The organism is Lederbergia galactosidilytica, from assembly GCF_017873565.1.
Taxonomy (GTDB): Bacteria; Bacillota; Bacilli; order Bacillales; family Bacillaceae_C; genus Lederbergia; species Lederbergia galactosidilytica.
The window spans coordinates 358,454-377,194 of record NZ_JAGGKH010000001.1 but is presented as its reverse complement, the minus strand read 5'-3'; the positions used below and the strand labels follow the sequence as shown (position 1 = coordinate 377,194).

The 18,741-nt window shown below is 37.9% G+C and carries 11 protein-coding genes; 10 read left to right on the top strand and 1 reads right to left on the bottom strand.

Annotation, left to right across the window (positions count from 1 at the left end):
* Positions 1 to 221: 221 nt before the first annotated feature.
* On the bottom strand, positions 222 to 1,436 hold the full coding sequence (locus J2Z23_RS01605) for an ROK family transcriptional regulator (RefSeq protein WP_209973055.1): 1,215 nt from the start codon (positions 1,434 to 1,436) through the stop codon (positions 222 to 224).
* A 229-nt stretch (positions 1,437 to 1,665) separates the two neighbouring features.
* On the opposite strand from J2Z23_RS01605, the gene J2Z23_RS01600 reads away from it, so the two are divergent.
* The 10 genes from J2Z23_RS01600 to J2Z23_RS01555 all read left to right on the top strand — a co-directional run bounded on the left by J2Z23_RS01600 (position 1,666) and on the right by J2Z23_RS01555 (position 18,421).
* Positions 1,666 to 2,820 carry a galactokinase gene (locus J2Z23_RS01600; protein ID WP_064468103.1) on the top strand — a complete coding sequence of 385 codons (1,155 nt, stop codon included), beginning with the start codon at positions 1,666 to 1,668 and terminating at the stop codon, positions 2,818 to 2,820.
* Positions 2,821 to 3,036: 216 nt separating this feature from the next.
* Positions 3,037 to 4,026: a UDP-glucose 4-epimerase GalE gene (gene galE, locus J2Z23_RS01595; protein WP_057983793.1), complete on the top strand. Its 990-nt coding sequence runs from the start codon at positions 3,037 to 3,039 to the stop codon at positions 4,024 to 4,026.
* Positions 4,027 to 4,168: 142 nt separating this feature from the next.
* Positions 4,169 to 5,689, top strand: a complete 1,521-nt coding sequence (gene galT, locus J2Z23_RS01590) for a UDP-glucose--hexose-1-phosphate uridylyltransferase (protein WP_064468090.1) — start codon at positions 4,169 to 4,171, stop codon at positions 5,687 to 5,689.
* Between the two features lie 828 nt (positions 5,690 to 6,517).
* Positions 6,518 to 9,226 (top strand): alpha-mannosidase, encoded by a 2,709-nt coding sequence (locus J2Z23_RS01585; RefSeq protein WP_064468091.1) that lies wholly within the window; start codon positions 6,518 to 6,520, stop codon positions 9,224 to 9,226.
* 3 nt (positions 9,227 to 9,229) lie between these two features.
* Complete coding sequence (locus J2Z23_RS01580; RefSeq protein ID WP_064468092.1) at positions 9,230 to 10,534, top strand: glycoside hydrolase family 125 protein; 1,305 nt, start codon at positions 9,230 to 9,232, stop codon at positions 10,532 to 10,534.
* A gap of 313 nt (positions 10,535 to 10,847) precedes the next feature.
* Positions 10,848 to 11,459 carry a YesL family protein gene (locus J2Z23_RS01575; protein ID WP_057983801.1) on the top strand — a complete coding sequence of 204 codons (612 nt, stop codon included), beginning with the start codon at positions 10,848 to 10,850 and terminating at the stop codon, positions 11,457 to 11,459.
* 5 nt (positions 11,460 to 11,464) lie between these two features.
* The gene (locus J2Z23_RS01570) at positions 11,465 to 14,578 is read left to right on the top strand and encodes an alpha-mannosidase (protein ID WP_064468093.1); all 3,114 of its coding nucleotides are present in this window, start codon (positions 11,465 to 11,467) and stop codon (positions 14,576 to 14,578) included.
* Positions 14,579 to 14,830: 252 nt separating this feature from the next.
* On the top strand, positions 14,831 to 15,712 hold the full coding sequence (locus tag J2Z23_RS01565) for an ABC transporter permease (RefSeq protein WP_057984324.1): 882 nt from the start codon (positions 14,831 to 14,833) through the stop codon (positions 15,710 to 15,712).
* Between the two features lie 79 nt (positions 15,713 to 15,791).
* Positions 15,792 to 16,736: a carbohydrate ABC transporter permease gene (locus tag J2Z23_RS01560; protein ID WP_057984326.1), complete on the top strand. Its 945-nt coding sequence runs from the start codon at positions 15,792 to 15,794 to the stop codon at positions 16,734 to 16,736.
* 230 nt (positions 16,737 to 16,966) lie between these two features.
* The gene (locus J2Z23_RS01555) at positions 16,967 to 18,421 is read left to right on the top strand and encodes an ABC transporter substrate-binding protein (protein ID WP_057983804.1); all 1,455 of its coding nucleotides are present in this window, start codon (positions 16,967 to 16,969) and stop codon (positions 18,419 to 18,421) included.
* Positions 18,422 to 18,741: the final 320 nt, after the last annotated feature.

The following is an 18,741-nucleotide window of genomic DNA, read 5'->3' as shown; positions in this document are numbered from 1 at the left end:
AATATCCTGTATATAAAAAAGGGATAGAATTATTCTTATGCATAGAAAACGTTCAGCGAAGCCCCGCCCTTTTCCACCGACACACAATCATAAGTGGAAGCTCACAACCTTAACAGAAAAAGGTTGAAGCTTTGTCCCTTGTACATAAGGCGGTGTGAGCGAAGCTACTTCCTTTCATGATTGAAGTCTACCTTCGTTTCTTTTACTCTCTATCATTGTTTCTATTCGTTTTCCAATGAAAACTCTCCCTCAAATATTTCTCCTAATACTAAGGCAGCTGCTCCATTCGCTGTGGCGAAAATTCCTTGTTTGGAACAAAAGATTTCCGTATCTTTAGCTTGCTCGGTTAATGCTTTATTTGCGATTGTTTCTTTAATCATGGGCAAAATAAATGGTTCAGCTTGGGCAACTCCACCACCGATAATAATTTTAGTTGGATTTAAAATATGAATTAGATTAGTTAAGCCAATTCCAATATAGACCCCCGTCTTTTCCAGAATCTCCAGAGCTAATGGATCCTTCATCAGAGCTGCTTCATACACTAACTTTCCATCTAATTTTTCGTCATTGTTTGTTACTAATGATCTTATAATCGAATCCCGGCCCTGAATAATCTGTTGTTCAGCCTCAACGCCAATCGCTGGACCAGAAATAAGAGTTTCCCAACATCCATGATTCCCACAAGAGCATTGTTTTCCATGAATATCAATCGTCATATGGCCAATTTCCCCGGCAAGATCATGTTCCCCATGAAAAAGCTTACCATTTAGAATAATCCCAGCCCCGACTCCACGGCCTATATTAAGTACGGCCATATTGTCATGATTTTTTCCATTTGAGAACCAATATTCTCCAAAAGCCATTGCACGTACATCATTATCTACTTTGACATGTAGGTCAAATCTTCTTTCAAGTTCATCTTTCAGAGGGATCTCATGCAAATTTAGTCCAGGTGCATAGACACTAATACCCGATGCAACATCCACCACTCCATGCATACCAATTCCGATGCCAATTAACTCTTTTTCTTGATGTTGATGAGCCAATTCGTTGATCGTATTTTCAATCAGTTTAAGTAAAGAATCTTTGGAAATAGATAAAGGGATAGGAGCTTCTACCTTTTCAATGATAGCCCCTGATAAATCTACAAGCACAGCTCGAATCATTATTGTCCCAACATCCAGGCCAATAATATGATAGTGAGCCTGATCAATTACTAATAGTGTTGGCTTTCTGCCACCGACAGATTCGCCTTGCTCACTTTCAATGACTAGACCTGAAGCAATTAATTCATTCACAAGACTACTCACTGTTGGAGGAGTTAATTTTGTTTGTTTCGCAATGGTGGCCCGAGAAATAGGACCATCTGTACGAATTTTATTTAAAATAATCGTTCGATTTAACGATTTCATCCATTTAAAGCTACCTTTTTTCATTGCGACAAATCCTTTCTTCTATGTTAGGAGATACTAGAAATCAATCGATAAAAATTAAGCGTGTTGATTGATTGTAATCTAGCTCAATTCTTTAGCTTCATGAAGTAATTAGTCGTTGCAAAAATATTATTTTTATAATAACATATAAAGTAAGTTAAATTAATTAATAAAGTTTTCAGGAAAGCAAACACGAAAAAATAAAGAGGTGACCATTTTGGAAAATCTAGAGATGTTAAAGCAGGAATTTGAAAAGATATATGGTGATAGCAAAAATGTGCGCGTTTTCTTTGCGCCAGGACGAGTTAATTTAATTGGAGAACATACAGATTATAATGGAGGCCATGTTTTTCCTTGTGCTTTAGATGTTGGGACAACCGCTTTAGTTAAAACAAGAGAGGATCACCTTATAAGATTTTACTCAATGAACTTTGTTGAAAAAGGCATTGTAGAAGTGAACTTGGATGAACTTGTTTATAAGGAAAGTGATAATTGGGTTAATTATCCAAAAGGTGTGATTGATGTCTTCCAGAAAGCGGGTCATAAACTTACAAGTGGATTAGATGTATTATATTTTGGTAATATTCCGAACGGTGCTGGTCTTTCATCTTCTGCATCTCTTGAACTTGTGACATCTGTTATGATAAATGAATTATTCGGTTTTCAAGTTGACATGCTCGATATGGTGAAATACTCACAAAAGGCGGAAAATGAATTCGTCGGTGTGAATTGCGGAATTATGGACCAGTTTGCAAGTGGAATGGGAAAGAAAGACCATGCGATGCTTTTGGATTGTCAGACACTTGAATATCATTATACTCCTATCCAATTGGAGGATTATGCTTTAGTCATTGCTAATACTAATAAAAGCCGCGGTTTAGCTGACTCGAAATATAATGAGCGTCGTGCGGAATGTGAGCGCGCTCTAAAGCAACTGCAAAAAGAGTTGGATATCCAATCTCTAGGGGATTTAACCGTAGATGAATTTGAAGCTAACAAATATTTGATTGACAATGAAACAGATCGCAAACGGGCAAAACATGCTGTTTCAGAAAATGCTCGGACCTTAGTAGCTGTTGATAAATTAAAAGAAGGTGATCTTGCGGCCTTTGGAAAATTAATGAGTGCTTCCCATCTCTCATTACGTGATGATTATGAAGTGACTGGAAATGAATTGGACACGCTCGTGGAGGCCGCTTGGAACGAAGATGCTTTAGGCGCAAGAATGACCGGGGCAGGATTTGGCGGGTGTACGATCAATCTTGTTAAGAAAACTCATCTTGATACATTCATTAAAAATGTTGGGGCGAGTTATGAAGAAGCAACAGGAATTAAGGCAGACTTCTACACTGTTGCCATTGGGGATGGCGCTAAAGAAATACGTTGATACCTTTGTTGGAAGAACGATAAATTTTACCCGCATTAAGAGCAGCAAAATTCCCACTTCAAGGCAGTACAGAGGTGGGGCAACTATCCCCTAAAAGCCCAATTGGTTTAAGCCAACAGAATATTGGTCACTCAGACGAAGCCTTAGGAAGCGGTGTATTAGCTTGAGGGATGAGAAAACACTGGTGAGTTTCACTTTAGTGAGGAGGAGAAATAAATGGCGATTTTAGTATGTGGTGGTGCAGGATATATAGGAAGTCACGCGGTGGCGGAATTGCTTTCACGGAATGAAGAAGTCGTTGTAGTTGATAATTTACAGAAGGGTCATAAAGAAGCTTTGCTTGATGGAGCTAAGTTTTATAATGGGGATATAAGAGATACGACCTTTTTAGATAAAGTTTTTACGGAAAATGAAATTGAAGCTGTCATGCATTTTGCAGCCAATTCACTTGTGGGTGAAAGTGTACAAATTCCGCTAGAGTATTATGATAATAATGTTGGCGGAGCGCTTTCCTTATTACAAGCGATGAAAAAGCATGAGGTTGACAAAATTGTTTTCTCCTCTACAGCCGCGGTTTTTGGGGAGCCGACAGAGATTCCGATTCCTGAAACTGCGATTACAGATCCAACTAATCCTTATGGTGAAACAAAGTTGGCAATAGAGAAAATGTTGAAATGGACAGAAGAAGCTCATGGAATTCACCATGTTGTCTTGCGTTACTTTAACGTAGCAGGCGCTCATCCAAATGGTATCGTTGGAGAAGACCATGACCCTGAGACTCATTTGATTCCAATTATTTTGCAAGTTGCTTTAGGAAAACGTAAGGAAATATCTATTTTCGGTGAAGATTATGATACACCAGATGGCACATGTATCCGGGATTATATTCATGTTATGGACCTTGTAGATGCTCATCTTCTAGCCATCGAAAAATTACGCAAAACCGGAAAAAGTGGCATTTATAATTTAGGAAATGGAAATGGCTTTAGCGTAAAAGAAGTGATTGAAGCAGCGCGAAAAGTGACGGAAAAAGAAATTCCAGCTGTTGTTGCTCCTAGACGTGCCGGTGATCCAGCTAAACTTGTTGCATCTTCTGAAAAAGCGAAAAAAGAGCTTGGGTGGAAGCCACAGCATGAGTCGTTAGAATCCATGATTCAAAGTGCATGGGATTGGTTTGTTCAACATCCAAATGGCTATGATAAATAAACGATTGATGAACAAAATTTAAGAATCAGGTGAGAACATTTCACCTGATTCCTCTTAATGATAGAAGTAATCATACTTCATATAGGAAGAGGTTTGATCTTAACCGTAGTTTGAAATGAAGGAATTACGAGGAGGCAACATAATGAATATCTATTCCGCATTAGAGCAGCTTATCCAATATGGTTTACAGAAAAAGCTGATTGAAAAATGGGACATTGATTTTGTACGAAATCAGTTACTGCAGGCCTTAGAATTGGAGGATTGGGATTTATCAGTAACAACAGAAGCGGATTTGAATGAGGAATCACCGGTCAATATATTGGCTAATATTTTGGATTGGGCAGCGGAAAATGGCAAATTAGAGCATAATACGGTTACTTTTCGAGATTTATTAGATACTAAATTAATGGGAACTTTAATCGCAAGACCTTCAACCATTATCCACAACTTCTACTCAATCTATAAAGAAGAAGGGCCACAAAAAGCAACTGAATATTTTTATCAAATGGCAAAAGATTCTCATTATATCCGAACAGACCGAATTGCCAAAAATCAACATTGGTTTTCGCCAACCCCTTATGGTGATTTGGAAATTACGATTAATTTATCCAAGCCTGAAAAGGATCCGATTGCGATTTCAGCAGAAAAGTCAAAAAAGACATTCAGTTATCCAAAATGTTTATTATGTAAAGAAAACATGGGCTATTCAGGTAGGGTGGACCATCCCGCGCGGCAAAATCACCGCATAATCCCAGTCGATTTGGAAGGGGAACGATGGTATTTGCAGTTTTCCCCATATGTTTATTATAATGAGCATGCGATTGTATTCTCCGGTGAACATGTTCCTATGAAAATATCAAAGAGAGGTTTTAACCGTTTATTAGCATTTGTGGAACAATTCCCCCACTATTTTGTTGGTTCCAATGCTGATTTGCCAATTGTTGGTGGCTCAATCTTAAGTCATGACCACTTCCAAGGAGGAAACCATATCTTTCCAATGGCAAAGGCAGAAATGGAATACACTTTTTCCTTTAACGACTATGAAGGGATAGAAGCGGGAATTGTGCACTGGCCTATGTCTGTCATTCGTTTAAGAGGAAAAAACCGTCAGCAAATAGCGGAATTGGCTGACTATGTTTTGAAACGTTGGCAAGCTTACAGTGACCCAACAGTGGAAATAATGGCTTCAACAGATGGTGTTCCTCATAATACGATTACACCAATTGTGCGCCGCTCTGGAGAATTTTATGAATTTGATCTTGTCTTAAGAAATAACCGCACGAATGAACAACACCCACTGGGAATCTTTCATCCGCATGCGGAAGTTCATCATATCAAAAAGGAAAACATTGGCTTAATTGAAGTGATGGGCTTAGCTGTGCTGCCTGGACGATTGAAGGATGAGCTTCAACTTGTCGGTGAATATCTTCTTCTGCCTGATTATGAATCAAAATTAAAAGCAGATCAGCTGACAGAAAAGCATGCTGAATGGGCATGTCATATCAAAGCTGAGTATCCAAATTTGAGCGAAGAGAATGTTTTGGATATTTTGCACAAAGAAGTTGGCCATGTATTCTCAACGGTATTAGAACATGCTGGTGTGTTCAAACGAACAAAAGAAGGAAAAGCAGCCTTCAAAAAATTTATCGAGACAATTTCGTAAAAAGCTAACTAATTTTTAGAGGTTTATTTTTTTCAACTAAGAAGAATTTCTTGCATTTTTAATAGTCGAGTCAATTTCCTAATTGCTTATTAATGTCATTACACGAACTTTATTGTTAAAGGAGATTGAATTGCTAGTCCATGTATTTCCTTAACTTAGTTGATTGGAGCGGAAGGTGGTAACTCCTGGGGGATTAGCGTGACAAATGAGATCCCGCAGGAGCATATGAGCTGCCCCCCGGAAAGCGTCACCTGAAGCGTAAATCAACGTTGTTCGGATTTGAAGGCTAAAATCTCTATCAGGAAAATGATTCAGTCAACATAGATTCATAAAAAAATCGTCCTTTCTGAAAATGAAGTTTTGTAACTTTTTTTACTAGATTGGACGATTTTTTCTGTGCTTTTAGAGATAGTTCTTAAAAGAAACGGCTATATTTTAAGTGCGAGATTGACGCAGAAGGCGGCGACTACCGCGGGATTTGAGACATCTTAAGTTGTTACATGACCGAAAAAGCAAAAGCCGCCCGAGAAAAAGGAGATGTCCAATTTATGGTATTCAAAAGCTAGATCTCATTCCATACTATTTTCCGATTACTCAAAATAAAATACTTTGTTTTGTTGATTATATTTAGAAAAACTGAAAAAATAATATGGAACGATCTAGAGGGATTGACATTGTTTTTCTAGATTACTAAGGTATAGATGTAAGATTAGCAATGAAATAAGGTTAAGAGATAAATATAGGGATCGTCTAAGAATATTTGACAGCGGTTTCCATGAGTGACATTAAAAAGTATGTAAGTGATTACTAGAAAGGACTGTGAGCAACATGGCGAAAACAACAGCACATATTATTTCCCATTCACATTGGGATCGTGAGTGGTATCTGCCTTTTGAGAAACATCGTTTTTATTTAGTGAAATTAATGGATGCTTTACTAGAAAAGCTAGAAAATGATCCTGAGTACAAAAGTTTTCATTTAGATGGACAAACCATTGCTTTGGATGATTATTTTGAGGTTCGACCTGAAAAATATGATTTAGTTAAAAAATACATCCAAGAAAAGAGAATTATTATCGGACCTTGGTATATTTTACAAGATGCTTTCTTAACAAGCGCTGAAGCAAATGTGCGTAATTTAGTTATTGGAATGAATGAATCGAAAAAATATGGACAATATTCCAAACTTGGTTATTTCCCAGATACATTTGGGATTTATGGACAGGCACCGCAAATATTAAAACAGGCTGGAATTGATACAGCCGCATTTGGACGCGGCGTAAAGCCAACAGGCTTTAATAATATGGTTAGTGATTCCGAGAATTTTGAATCTCCATATTCGGAACTAGAGTGGCAATCGCCTGATGGTTCGAGTGTGCTAGGTGTACTATTTGCCAATTGGTATTCAAATGGGAATGAAATCCCTTCCTCCAAAGAAGAAGCGGAAAAATTCTGGGAGCAGAAGCTAGCAGATGCTAAAAAATATGCTTCTACACCACATTTGCTTTATATGAATGGCTGTGACCATCAGCCATTGCAGAAGGATCTCCCGGAAGCGATTAAATTAGCGAATGAAATGTATCCTGATATCGAATTCAAACACTCTAGTTTTGAAGAGTATATGGAAGAGGTGAAAAATAGTCTTCCTGAAAAGCTTCAGACAGTGACAGGAGAATTACGTAATCAGCGTACAGATGGTTGGTCTACTTTGGTGAATACAGCTTCCGCACGCATTTATTTAAAACAAATGAACCAATCTGCGCAAAATAAACTTGAGCGTTTAATTGAACCACTTGCTACATTTGCTTATATGAATGGTGAAGAATATCCAGAGGATTATCTTCGTTTTGCTTGGAAACAATTGATGCAAAACCATCCTCATGACAGTATTTGTGGTTGTTCGATTGATGAAGTCCATGAAGAAATGGTGACTCGCTTTAAGAAAGTAGATCAAATGGCAGACAAGCTTATTGAAGAGCAAACGGAAAAATTAACTGCGAAAATGAATACGACTGCGCCTGCTGAGTTTGATAACGCAATTCCACTGATTGTCATGAATACAACAGGTTATAAACGTCATACTACAATTGAAAAAGTAGTAGACTTGGAAAAAATATATTTTAGTGAAATGCCTTTTCCAGAAATACATGGCCATTTAACAGATAAATCATTACCAAAATTAACGGTAGTCAACGCAAATGGGGAGGAAATTCCTGCAACCATTGAAGAGCATGGAGTGGAATTCGGCTATGATCTGCCAGATGATAAATTTAGACAGCCACATTATGCTAAAAAGGTAAAAGTGATGTTTACAACAGATGAATTACCAGAATTCGGTTATGCCACTTACTATTTAGTAGAAAAAGAGCCAATGGTTTCTCCGCAAAAAATCTCTCAAGCGGGAAATATTCTGGAGAATGACTATCTTCGTGTAAGTGTTCATGAGGATGGGACATACAATGTGCTAGATAAAGTAACAGGACATGAACTAAAAAGTGTTGGAAGCTATGAAGATACTAGTGACATTGGCAATGAATATATGTTTAAAAAAGCAACAGGAGAAAAACCATATACAACAAAGGGTTTACAAGCAGATATAAGAGTCACAGAAAATAACTCATCAAGAGGAAGTATCGAGATTATTCATCAATTCAAAATTCCAGTTTCAGCCCATGAAGAGTTGGAGGCGTTGAAAGATCGACTTGTATGGCATAAAGATCGTGAAGCAAGACGTTCTGAGGAAATGACCACTCTTGAATTGAAAACGACATTGACACTAGATAAACATGCAAAAGGGCTTGCTGTAAAATTAGCATTTAATAATACAGCTAAAGACCATCGCTTGCGCGTTGTTTACCCAACCGGATTTACAACAGATCACCATTTAGCTGAAAGTGCTTTTGAGATTGTGAAAAGACCGAATAAACCGGAAGTTGAATGGAGTAATCCAAGCTTTGATCATCACCAACATTCATTTGCATCGTTATCAGATGGGCAAAATGGTTTAACAGTTGCGACAAAAGGTTTGCAAGAATATGAGATAGTAGAAGATAATACAACACTTGCTATTACAGTGTTACGTGCCGTCTCTGAACTAGGGGATTGGGGTTATTTCCCAACACCTGAAGCACAATGCTTAGGTAACCAAACAGCTGAATGGTATGTGATCCCACATGCAGGAGATGCAATTTCCGCTAAAGCTTATGAAGCAGCATATGATTTTCAAATTCCTGCTGTCTGTGTACAAACAGACATACATGATGGAGAATTAACAACAAACGGCCAATTTATTCAATGGGAAAGTAATGGACTTGTGCTAACAAGCGTAAAAAGAGGAGAAACAAGCAAGGATCTTTTCTTCCGAGTCTACAATCCTTCAAACGAAGAAAAATTACTTACCATTCAGCATCCTAATGATGTGAACTATTACGATAGTAATTTGATCGAAGAAAAACTAAACATGATTGGCGAAAAATATCAAGAACGACCAGTCGGAGCTTATAAAATTATAACTGTGGGTATGGAAGGGGCTAACTAAATCATGACAAATATTCCAGCTTCATTACAAGCAATTATTGACCAAGTAAAAACAGCTTTTCCTGGAGAAGAGAAACTGCATGAGATGTTTGCACAATGCTTTGTTAACACATATTCAACGACATTGAAACATCTAGATGATGGGACAACATTCGTTATAACAGGAGATATTCCTGCCATGTGGCTACGAGATTCTGCAGCCCAAGTTCGTCCTTATTTAATGGCAGCTAATGATGACCCAGCGATTAAAGAAATGTTGCTAGGGGTTGTCAATCGACAAATTCAATTTGTTTTACATGATCCATATGCGAATGCTTTTAATGATTCAGCAAATGGAAAAGGGCATCAAACCGACCAAACAGAGATGACTCCGTGGATTTGGGAACGTAAATATGAAGTCGATTCTCTTTGCTATCCGATTCAATTAGCCTATTTGCTTTGGAAATCGACAGGTGATACAAGCCATTTAAATGCAGATTTCCATGAAGCGATTCGAACGATTGTAAAGGTATGGAAGATTGAACAAGATCATGAGCAAAACTCCTCCTATCGTTTTGAACGTACAGAAGATCGCCCACAGGATACATTGATCCGTGATGGAAAAGGATCAAAAGTTGTACCAACTGGGATGACATGGAGTGCATTCCGCCCAAGTGATGATGCATGCACATACGGTTATTTAGTTCCAGCTAATATGTTTGCTTCAGTTGTTATGGGCTATGCTGCGGAAATCTGTCAGACTGTTTTACAGGATGAAGAGCTAGGCAAAGAATGTGCAGCATTGGGACAAGAAATCCGTGATGGCATTGAAACTCATGCGGTTATCGATCACCCGATGTACGGGAAAATTTATGCTTATGAAGTTGATGGAGCAGGTGGTTACCAACTAATGGATGATGCCAATGTGCCAAGTCTTATGTCCGCTCCTTATCTAGGATATTGTGATTTTGACGATGAAATCTATCAAAATACACGTAACTTTATCTTAAGTCGGGATAATCCATACTATTATGAAGGAAAGGCAGCGAGCGGAATCGGCAGTCCCCACACACCAGACCATTATATTTGGCATATTGCTCTTTCAGTACAAGGTATGACAAGCATTGATCAGAAAGAAAAAGAGGCGTTACTTCGTACACTCTTAAATACAGATGGTGGCACAGGGTTCATGCATGAAGGATTTAATGCCTCTAATCCGGAAGAATTTACACGCGAATGGTTTGCTTGGTCCAATACAATGTTTAGTGAATTTGTTCTTAGTTATATTGGAAAAACCGTTCAAGGAAGTCCTTTAAACGAGAAAAAATAACTGGATAAGATAGCTTGATCAGGGTCTTGGTTTAACGACACGACCCTCACGATAACGGTCCCCCGTCAAGTCTCTAATGTCTCGAGCATGACGGACGGCTCGACTCAAGGGTGAATGGCTCGATCCTATGCTCTAAGGCTTGCGCTCTGTCGTAATCGATTTGAAATCTAGTGACAATAGTTCGACTCTGGGTTTTGTTGGCGCAAAGGCGAGTCATAAATTCCGCCCCTAAAGATCTACAACTTGAGTTGTTGATTTTAGGGGCAGAATATATAGTAAACAATGTAAGAAAATATATGGAGGTTGGTCAGAAATGAAATTATTTCAAATTGTAAGTGAGTGGCTGCTCCGTTTGATATGGACCAACCTCTTATGGATTGGATTTACACTTCTCGGACTAGGTATTTTCGGAATCATGCCCGCCACTGTGGCAATGTTTACAGTTGTTCGCAGATGGACTATGAAAGACTTTGATACTCCAATATGGTCGTTATTCAAAACTACATATTTTAAAGAATGGAAAAAGAGCAATTTGATTGGCGTTATCTTTGCGTTGATTGGTGGCTTTCTTTTTCTAGATCTCAGTTTTTCTGAGCAGATGACAGGTTTTTTCTCGCTTTTTTTATATGTCTTTTTTCTCGTTTTATTTATGATTTACATCTTAACATTGGCATTCTTTTTCCCACTTTATGTACAGTATACATTTACGATTAAAGAGTATATTAAGCAATCCTTATTCCATGCGATTGCGAGTATAAAAGATATTATTATTCTTTTGCTTGGGCTTGCCTTCATCGTTTATCTCCTAGCAAAAGTTCCAGGGTTAATTCCGTTTCTAGGGGGAGTCCTTCCAAGTTATTGGATTATGACAATTTGTATGAAACGCTTCCGTAAAATGGAAAAAACAATAAAACTTAAGGAGTGATTAGTTTGTTTCTTACAGAAAATAAATTTGAAAATCGTATTCGCGAATTAGCTGATTTTCGTTATCGAGACAGAATCTCGATCAAAGACTTTATGATTCAAGAAGATGATGGGGAAATTGGTGCCTATCCCCCTGGACAATACGATCCTCAACAAAAAATGAGTTTAGGTGATTATTGGAAAGGACGAGACCGCTATTTATGGCTTCATACTACTGTGGTAGCTCATCAGCGATTAGCGGGAAAGCAATTAGTTGGCCTTTTCTCTTTTGGTCGTACAGGTGGTGGAAACAACTCTGGGTTTGAGTCATTACTATTTGTAAATGGTAAGCCTTATCAAGGGGTGGATTCCAATCATGAGGAAGTTTTATTTGACGAAGCCTATGCACAAGGTCCATTACGCCTTGACTTTCGTCTTTGGTCGGGAATGGAAGGGGGCGGCGTCCCGCGTGAACAAGAATATAAGCTGGAAAAAGCAGAAATTGCTTGGCTTGATTCAAAAGTCGATAATTTATTTTATACACTTTATGCTGCCTTTGAAATTCTTAAAGAGACAACAGAAGCAGACCCTGCTCACATTACGTTAAGCAAGCTGATCAGTGCTGCACTTAAGTTGATTGATTGGACAGAACCAGGGAGTGAAGAGTTTTACCAGTCATGTTATGAAGCGGAAGATCAACTTATGCAGGCTGTTGAAGCAATCGATCCTTCCTCCGAAATCACGATCCATGCTGTCGGCCACACGCATATCGATGTTGCTTGGTTATGGAGATTGAAAAACACTCGGGAAAAATCGGCTCGTTCATTTTCAACAGTCTTGAACTTAATGAAACGATTTCCAGAGTATTTGTTTTTACAAACGCAACCACAATTGTATGAATATATCAAAGCCGATTATCCGGAAATCTATGAACAAATGAAAGCTAAGATTGCGGATGGAAAATGGGAAGCTGCTGGTGCGATGTGGCTTGAGGCGGACTGTAATATCCCAAGTGGAGAGTCACTTGTACGTCAAATTCTGTATGGTAAGGAATTTTTCAAAAAAGAATTTAATGCAGATAGCCCATACCTCTGGTTGCCAGATGTCTTTGGCTATAGTTGGGCCTTACCACAGATTTTGAAAAAATCTGGGATTAAAACAATGATGACAACAAAAATTAGTTGGAACCAATATAACCGGATGCCACATGATACGTTCTATTGGAAAGGGATCGATGGTTCGGAAATTTTGACTCATTTTATTACGACTCCTGAACCTTGGAATGGACCAGATTCTTGGTTCTATACGTATAATGGCTTTATTACAGCGAAAACCGTTAAAGGAGCTTGGGAAGGTTACAGAGATAAAGAATTGACAAATGATCTCCTGGTTTCCTATGGCTATGGTGATGGTGGCGGTGGTGTCAATCGGCATATGTTAGAAATGAGACGCCGTTTTGATAAGCTTCCTGGTATGCCAAATGTAAAAACATCTACAGCAGGAGAATTTTTCGAAAAGCTTCATGCGAATGTGAAAGAATCGGATGGTTATATTCATAAATGGGATGGTGAATTGTATCTTGAGTATCACCGTGGAACTTATACAAGCCAAGCCTTTATGAAACAGATGAATCGCCAATTAGAGTTACAATATCGGCGCGCTGAAATCCTAACTAGTTGGCTATCGCAAACAGGAGAATGGCAAGGAAATGAGGCATTAAAAGAAGGTTGGAAAATCATTTTGCGCAATCAATTCCACGATATTATTCCGGGCTCTTCGATTACAGAGGTATACGAAGATGCAAGAAAGGAATATGAGGATGCTTTTGCTATTGTCGATCAAGTTGAAGCAGAGATCTTATCTCCGCTGTTACAGAGGATTGGTCAAGCTGTCACACTTTATAATGCATCCCATATGAAAGAAGCAAGAAATGTATGGATCCCTGAGCATGTAGAAGAAAATGGTATTTGGAAAACAGCGGACGGAATGATGTTGCCTGCACAAAAGCAAGCAAGTGGTTGGCTTGTGGAAGTGGACTCTCTTCCAGCCTTTGGTGCGAAAACTCTTTATTTTGAGGCTGATGCTAAGTCAAAGGAAACATCACCTTTCCAATATAAAGATAAGAAACTTGAAACACCTTTCTATACAGTGGAATTTAATCAATACGGTCAAATTTCACGCCTCTATGATAAAGAAGCGGAACGCTCCATCCTAGCGGAAGGAGAAAATGGAAATGTCTTACAAATCTTTGAAGACAAGCCACTTGCCCATGATGCATGGGATATTGATATCTTCTATCAAGAGAAAATGGAAGAAATTCGTCAGTTAGTCGAATTCGAGGTCGTAGAAAATGGTTCGCTTGCGATTGAAATTCAAGCGAAATGGCATTATCATAAATCAGAATTTACCCAGAAGATTACTTTCTATGCAAATGAGCGCCGGATTGATTTCAAAACAGAGGCTGACTGGCATGAGAAACATAAATTACTAAAAACTGCATTCCCTGTGGATATTCGTGCGACTGAAGCGACATATGATGTCCAATATGGGAATGTGAAACGTCCAAATCATTGGAACACAAGCTGGGATATGGCACGCTTTGAATCGGTGGGACACCAATGGGCTGATTTATCTGAAGCTGGTTTTGGGGTCAGTCTTTTGAATGATTCCAAATATGGCTATGATATTAAAGAGCACCGGATGCGTCTAACTCTACTAAAGGCTGCAACACATCCTGACCCACATGCTGATCAAGGGCATCATACATTTACGTATTCCCTTTATCCTCATACTGGTGATTGGCGTGAAGCAAAAACAGTAGAAAAAGCATGGGATTTGAATGACCCTGTAATGGTCCTCCAAGGTGAATGGAAAGATGAAAACTCCTTCTTAGATTTACACTCTGACCATGTATGGGTGGATGCAGTGAAGCCTGCTCAAGATGGCAAAGGTGTGATTGTGCGGGTTCATGAATATGAAGGACGGAGAGGAAAAGCAACTGTGCAAATTCATAAGCCAGTCGAGAATTGGATAGAAACTAATCTAATGGAAGAATCGATTGGAGAAGAGCAACAAGGTTCAACAATTGAATTTAAGATTAAGCCATATGAAATTAAGACATTTAGACTGCAAGTCAAATAGGTATAAAGTATTTGATGTACAAATGAGCAGATCCAATTGGATACTGCTCATTTGTCGTTTCCAAAAGTAAATAAAGAAAGAATTCTAGTTAATAAGATTGTTTAGTTAGTACAGTGAATATCAATAAAATCAACTACTATTCTATTATAGTAAATTTTATAATAAGAGTATGAAAGTGGTTTCAAAAGTAAGGAGGTTAGTGAAAAAGTGAATTTTATCAAAGACATTTATAAAAACCGTGTATGGCTTCTTATGGTTTTACCTGGCACAATTTGGTTATTACTTTTTGCTTACTTGCCGATGTTTGGTAACATTATTGCTTTTAAAAAGTTTCGAATAGATAGAGACGGCTTTTTTGCTAGCATAATGAACAGTGAGTGGATTGGATGGGACAACTTTAAGTACTTGTTTAGTACTGATAGTGCCTTTTTAATTACTAGGAACACAATATTATATAATTTAGCTTTTATTATTTTAGGTCTTTTAGCGGCTGTCACAACAGCGATTCTATTAAATGAACTAACACAAAAAAAGCTAGCGAAGTTTTATCAAACAGGAATGCTTTTTCCCCATTTTCTTTCATGGGTAATTGTAAGCTATTTCGTCTTTACCTTTTTAAGTCCTGACCAAGGATTATTGAACAATATTTTAGGCTGGTTTAATATTGAACCGATTTCTTGGTACAGTGATCCGAAGTATTGGCCAGTCATTCTTATATTTATGAGCCTTTGGAAAGGGATCGGATACGGTAGTATTGTTTATCTCGCTTCAATAGTTGGGATTGACAAAACTTATTATGAGGCAGCCATGATTGATGGAGCAACAAAATGGCAACAAGTGAAGCATGTTACATTGCCAATGATTAAGCCACTTATTGTCGTCCTACTCATTATGGATATCGGTAAAATTTTCAATTCTGACTTTGGTTTATTCTTCCAAGTTCCACGAGATTCAGGTGCACTTTATTCTGTTACAAACACAATTGATACGTTTGTTTATAGAGGTTTGATGTCATTAGGAGATATTGGAATGAGTACGGCTGCTGGCCTTTATCAATCAGCTGTAGGCTTTATTCTCGTCATCATTGCGAACTATATTGTAAGAAAAATTGACGAAGAAAGTGCTCTGTTCTAAGCTATGATTTGATGAAAGGAGGAAGGTCGAGATTATGAGTAAAAATAATAATGAACAATCTATTAGTCAGGTTGCACAAATGGATCAAGTGAATTTAAATGGAAACGTTATAAAGAAGCGGAAGAAGCACCGCGATTATCACAATTTCCATCCGGTTACAAATACTATTATGGCTATTATCTTAGGGATCTTTACGACCATGTGTCTGTTCCCTTTCGCTTACGTTATTATTATATCGTTTACAAGTGAAGAAAGTATTGTCAGGAATGGATTCCAATTGATCCCAGAGGCTTGGAGCCTTGATGCTTATAAATTCCTATGGAGTGTTAAAGATCAATTACTTCAATCTTATTGGATTACGATAGTTGTTACAATTGTAGGTACTGTTATCAGTGTAATGATGATCACTTTTTATTCCTATGCTATTTCTAGGCCACAATTTAAATACAGAAAGTTTTTCACATTTTTAGCTTTATTCACAATGCTATTTAGTGGTGGAATGGTTCCAACTTATATCGTAGCAACTCAATTTTTGGGAATTAAAAATACGATATGGGCTTTGATCTTACCGCTTGCGATGAACGCATTCTACATCATCATTATGAGAACCTTCTTCATAAGATCTGTTCCAGAAGCGATTTTGGAATCAGCGAGAATTGATGGAGCAAGTGAATTGAGATCGTTTTTCCAAATTGTGTTTCCGCTATCTTTACCCGGAATCGCAACAATTGCTTTATTTAGTACATTAGGGTATTGGAATGACTGGTTTAACGCCTTACTTTATATAGACCAGCCAAACTTAGTTCCATTGCAATCCCTATTGATGAAAATTGAAGCCAACCTCGAATTTATGAGGCAAAACGTAGAGATCAGCGCTATGCAATCAAGCTTATTTGATACCATTCCTGCTGATGCTGCAAAAATGGCTATGGTGGTAATCGCCACATTGCCAATAGCAGTTTCCTATCCATTTTTCCAAAAGTATTTTGTTGGGGGATTGACTGTTGGCGGCGTTAAAGAATAAATGGGTATCGAGAAAATAATGTGGAATATGATATAGCTTTTGAATAGCACAAATGGAATATGCCCTTCCGCGGGCGAGTGTCAAGTCTCCCTTGGCTATGCCTTCCCGGGCCTTGCCGCTCCTTACTTCCCGCAGGGGGTCGCGTCTATTCCATCTGCTAGGATCACTTATCGCTTTTCCACACTTGAATCGCATACCTAAATAAATCAAAAAGAAAAGGGGAGTTCAAAATGAAGAAGAAGCTTGTGCTACTATTAGTTTTGCTTCTTAGCCTTGGTACTGTTCTAGCTGCATGTGGAGGCGGTAACAAGGAAGGCTCAAGTAAGGGTTCTGATAGTGAGAAACCTTATGAAATTAAATGGTATACTATTGGTACACCACAAAAGGATGCTGAAAAAGTATTCGAAGAAGTCAACAAATATACGAAGGAAAAGATCAATGCGACTGTCAAATTGACACAAATTGATTGGGGAGATTATAACCAAAAAATGCAGGTTATTATTTCTTCCGGAGAACCATTTGATTTAGCTTATATTGATGGAGCTAACTATGTGCAATATGCTCAAAAAGGAGCATTTGAACCTGTTAATGATCTATTAGATTCTCATGGAAAAGAATTAAAGGAAACATTAGATCCTGCATTAATAGAAGGTGCCCAAGTTGATGGTACATTATATGGGATTCCTGCTAACAAAGAAGCAGCTAGACAAACTGTTTATACATTTAATAAGCGTTTAGTTGATAAATATAATTTTGATATTTCTAAAGTGAAGAATTTGGAAGATTTAGAGCCAATGCTAAAAGAAATTAAAGAAAATGAACCTGATATTACACCAATTGCAACCTTTAAGGCATTGCTTCCATTTGACTTTATCATGTCTGAAGAGCTTCCATTTGCTGTGCCATTTGAAGGAGATACAGACAAGGTTATTAATGCTTTTGATACAGATATAACAAAAGACATCTATAAAACAATGCATAAATATTTTAAAGCTGGTTATTTAAAATCAGATGCAGCTACAAGTAAGGATAGCTGGCCAATGGATGTAGAGAACTGGTTCGTTCGTACAGGTGGATCACAACCATATGCTGACTTACTATGGACTCGTTCAGCTAAATATGAGGTTGTTTCAGTACCTGCAGAAGACCCAGTTACTGTGAATACATCTGTAACAGGTTCTATCCAAGCGATTTCATCTACTTCAGCTAATCCTGAAAAAGTTATGGAATTCCTAAACTTGCTTAACACAGATCCTTACCTACGTAACTTAGTGGACAAAGGAATCGAAGGTGTCCATTATGAAAAGAATGATGATGATACAATTAAGGATCTTCCAGCACGTATAGAAAATTATAATATGCCTTCTTATTCTCTAGGAAACCATTTTGTTCTATATCTATATGAAGACGATCCAGCAGATAAATGGGAAAAATTCAAAGAGTTTAATGAAAGTGCAACAAATGCTCCAACCTTAGGTTTCCATTTCAATAGTGACCCAGTGAGAACTGAAGTTGCTTCCATTACCAATGTTTCAAATGAGTTTTACGATGCTTTGGCAACTGGTTCAGTTGATCCAGAAGAGTACTTGCCTAAATTCAATCAAAAATTGAAAGATGCAGGTCTTGACAAAGTAATGGATGAAATTCAAAGTCAATATGACGAATGGAAAGCTGAAAACAAATAAAAGATATCAAGCTGGATGAAAAGTCCAGCTTGATTTTTCATTTTAAGAGTAATCGGAAAAAGTAGGAAATGAGATATAGTTTTTAAAGATCGGAAATTGACTATGCTTCCTTACCGTCGGCGGCTAATGAAGAGCCTTGTACTATGTACACTTCGAAATATCAGCTAGCTGATCACTTTATATTTTTCATAAAGGTCGTAAATGGAATATACTTGTTGTAGTGAGCAAGTTAATTAGGTCGACGGAAACTTAGTCATAAAGATATACCATCACTGGATAGTGAGATGTATACTGTAACGACTAGTTAATATTAATCATCC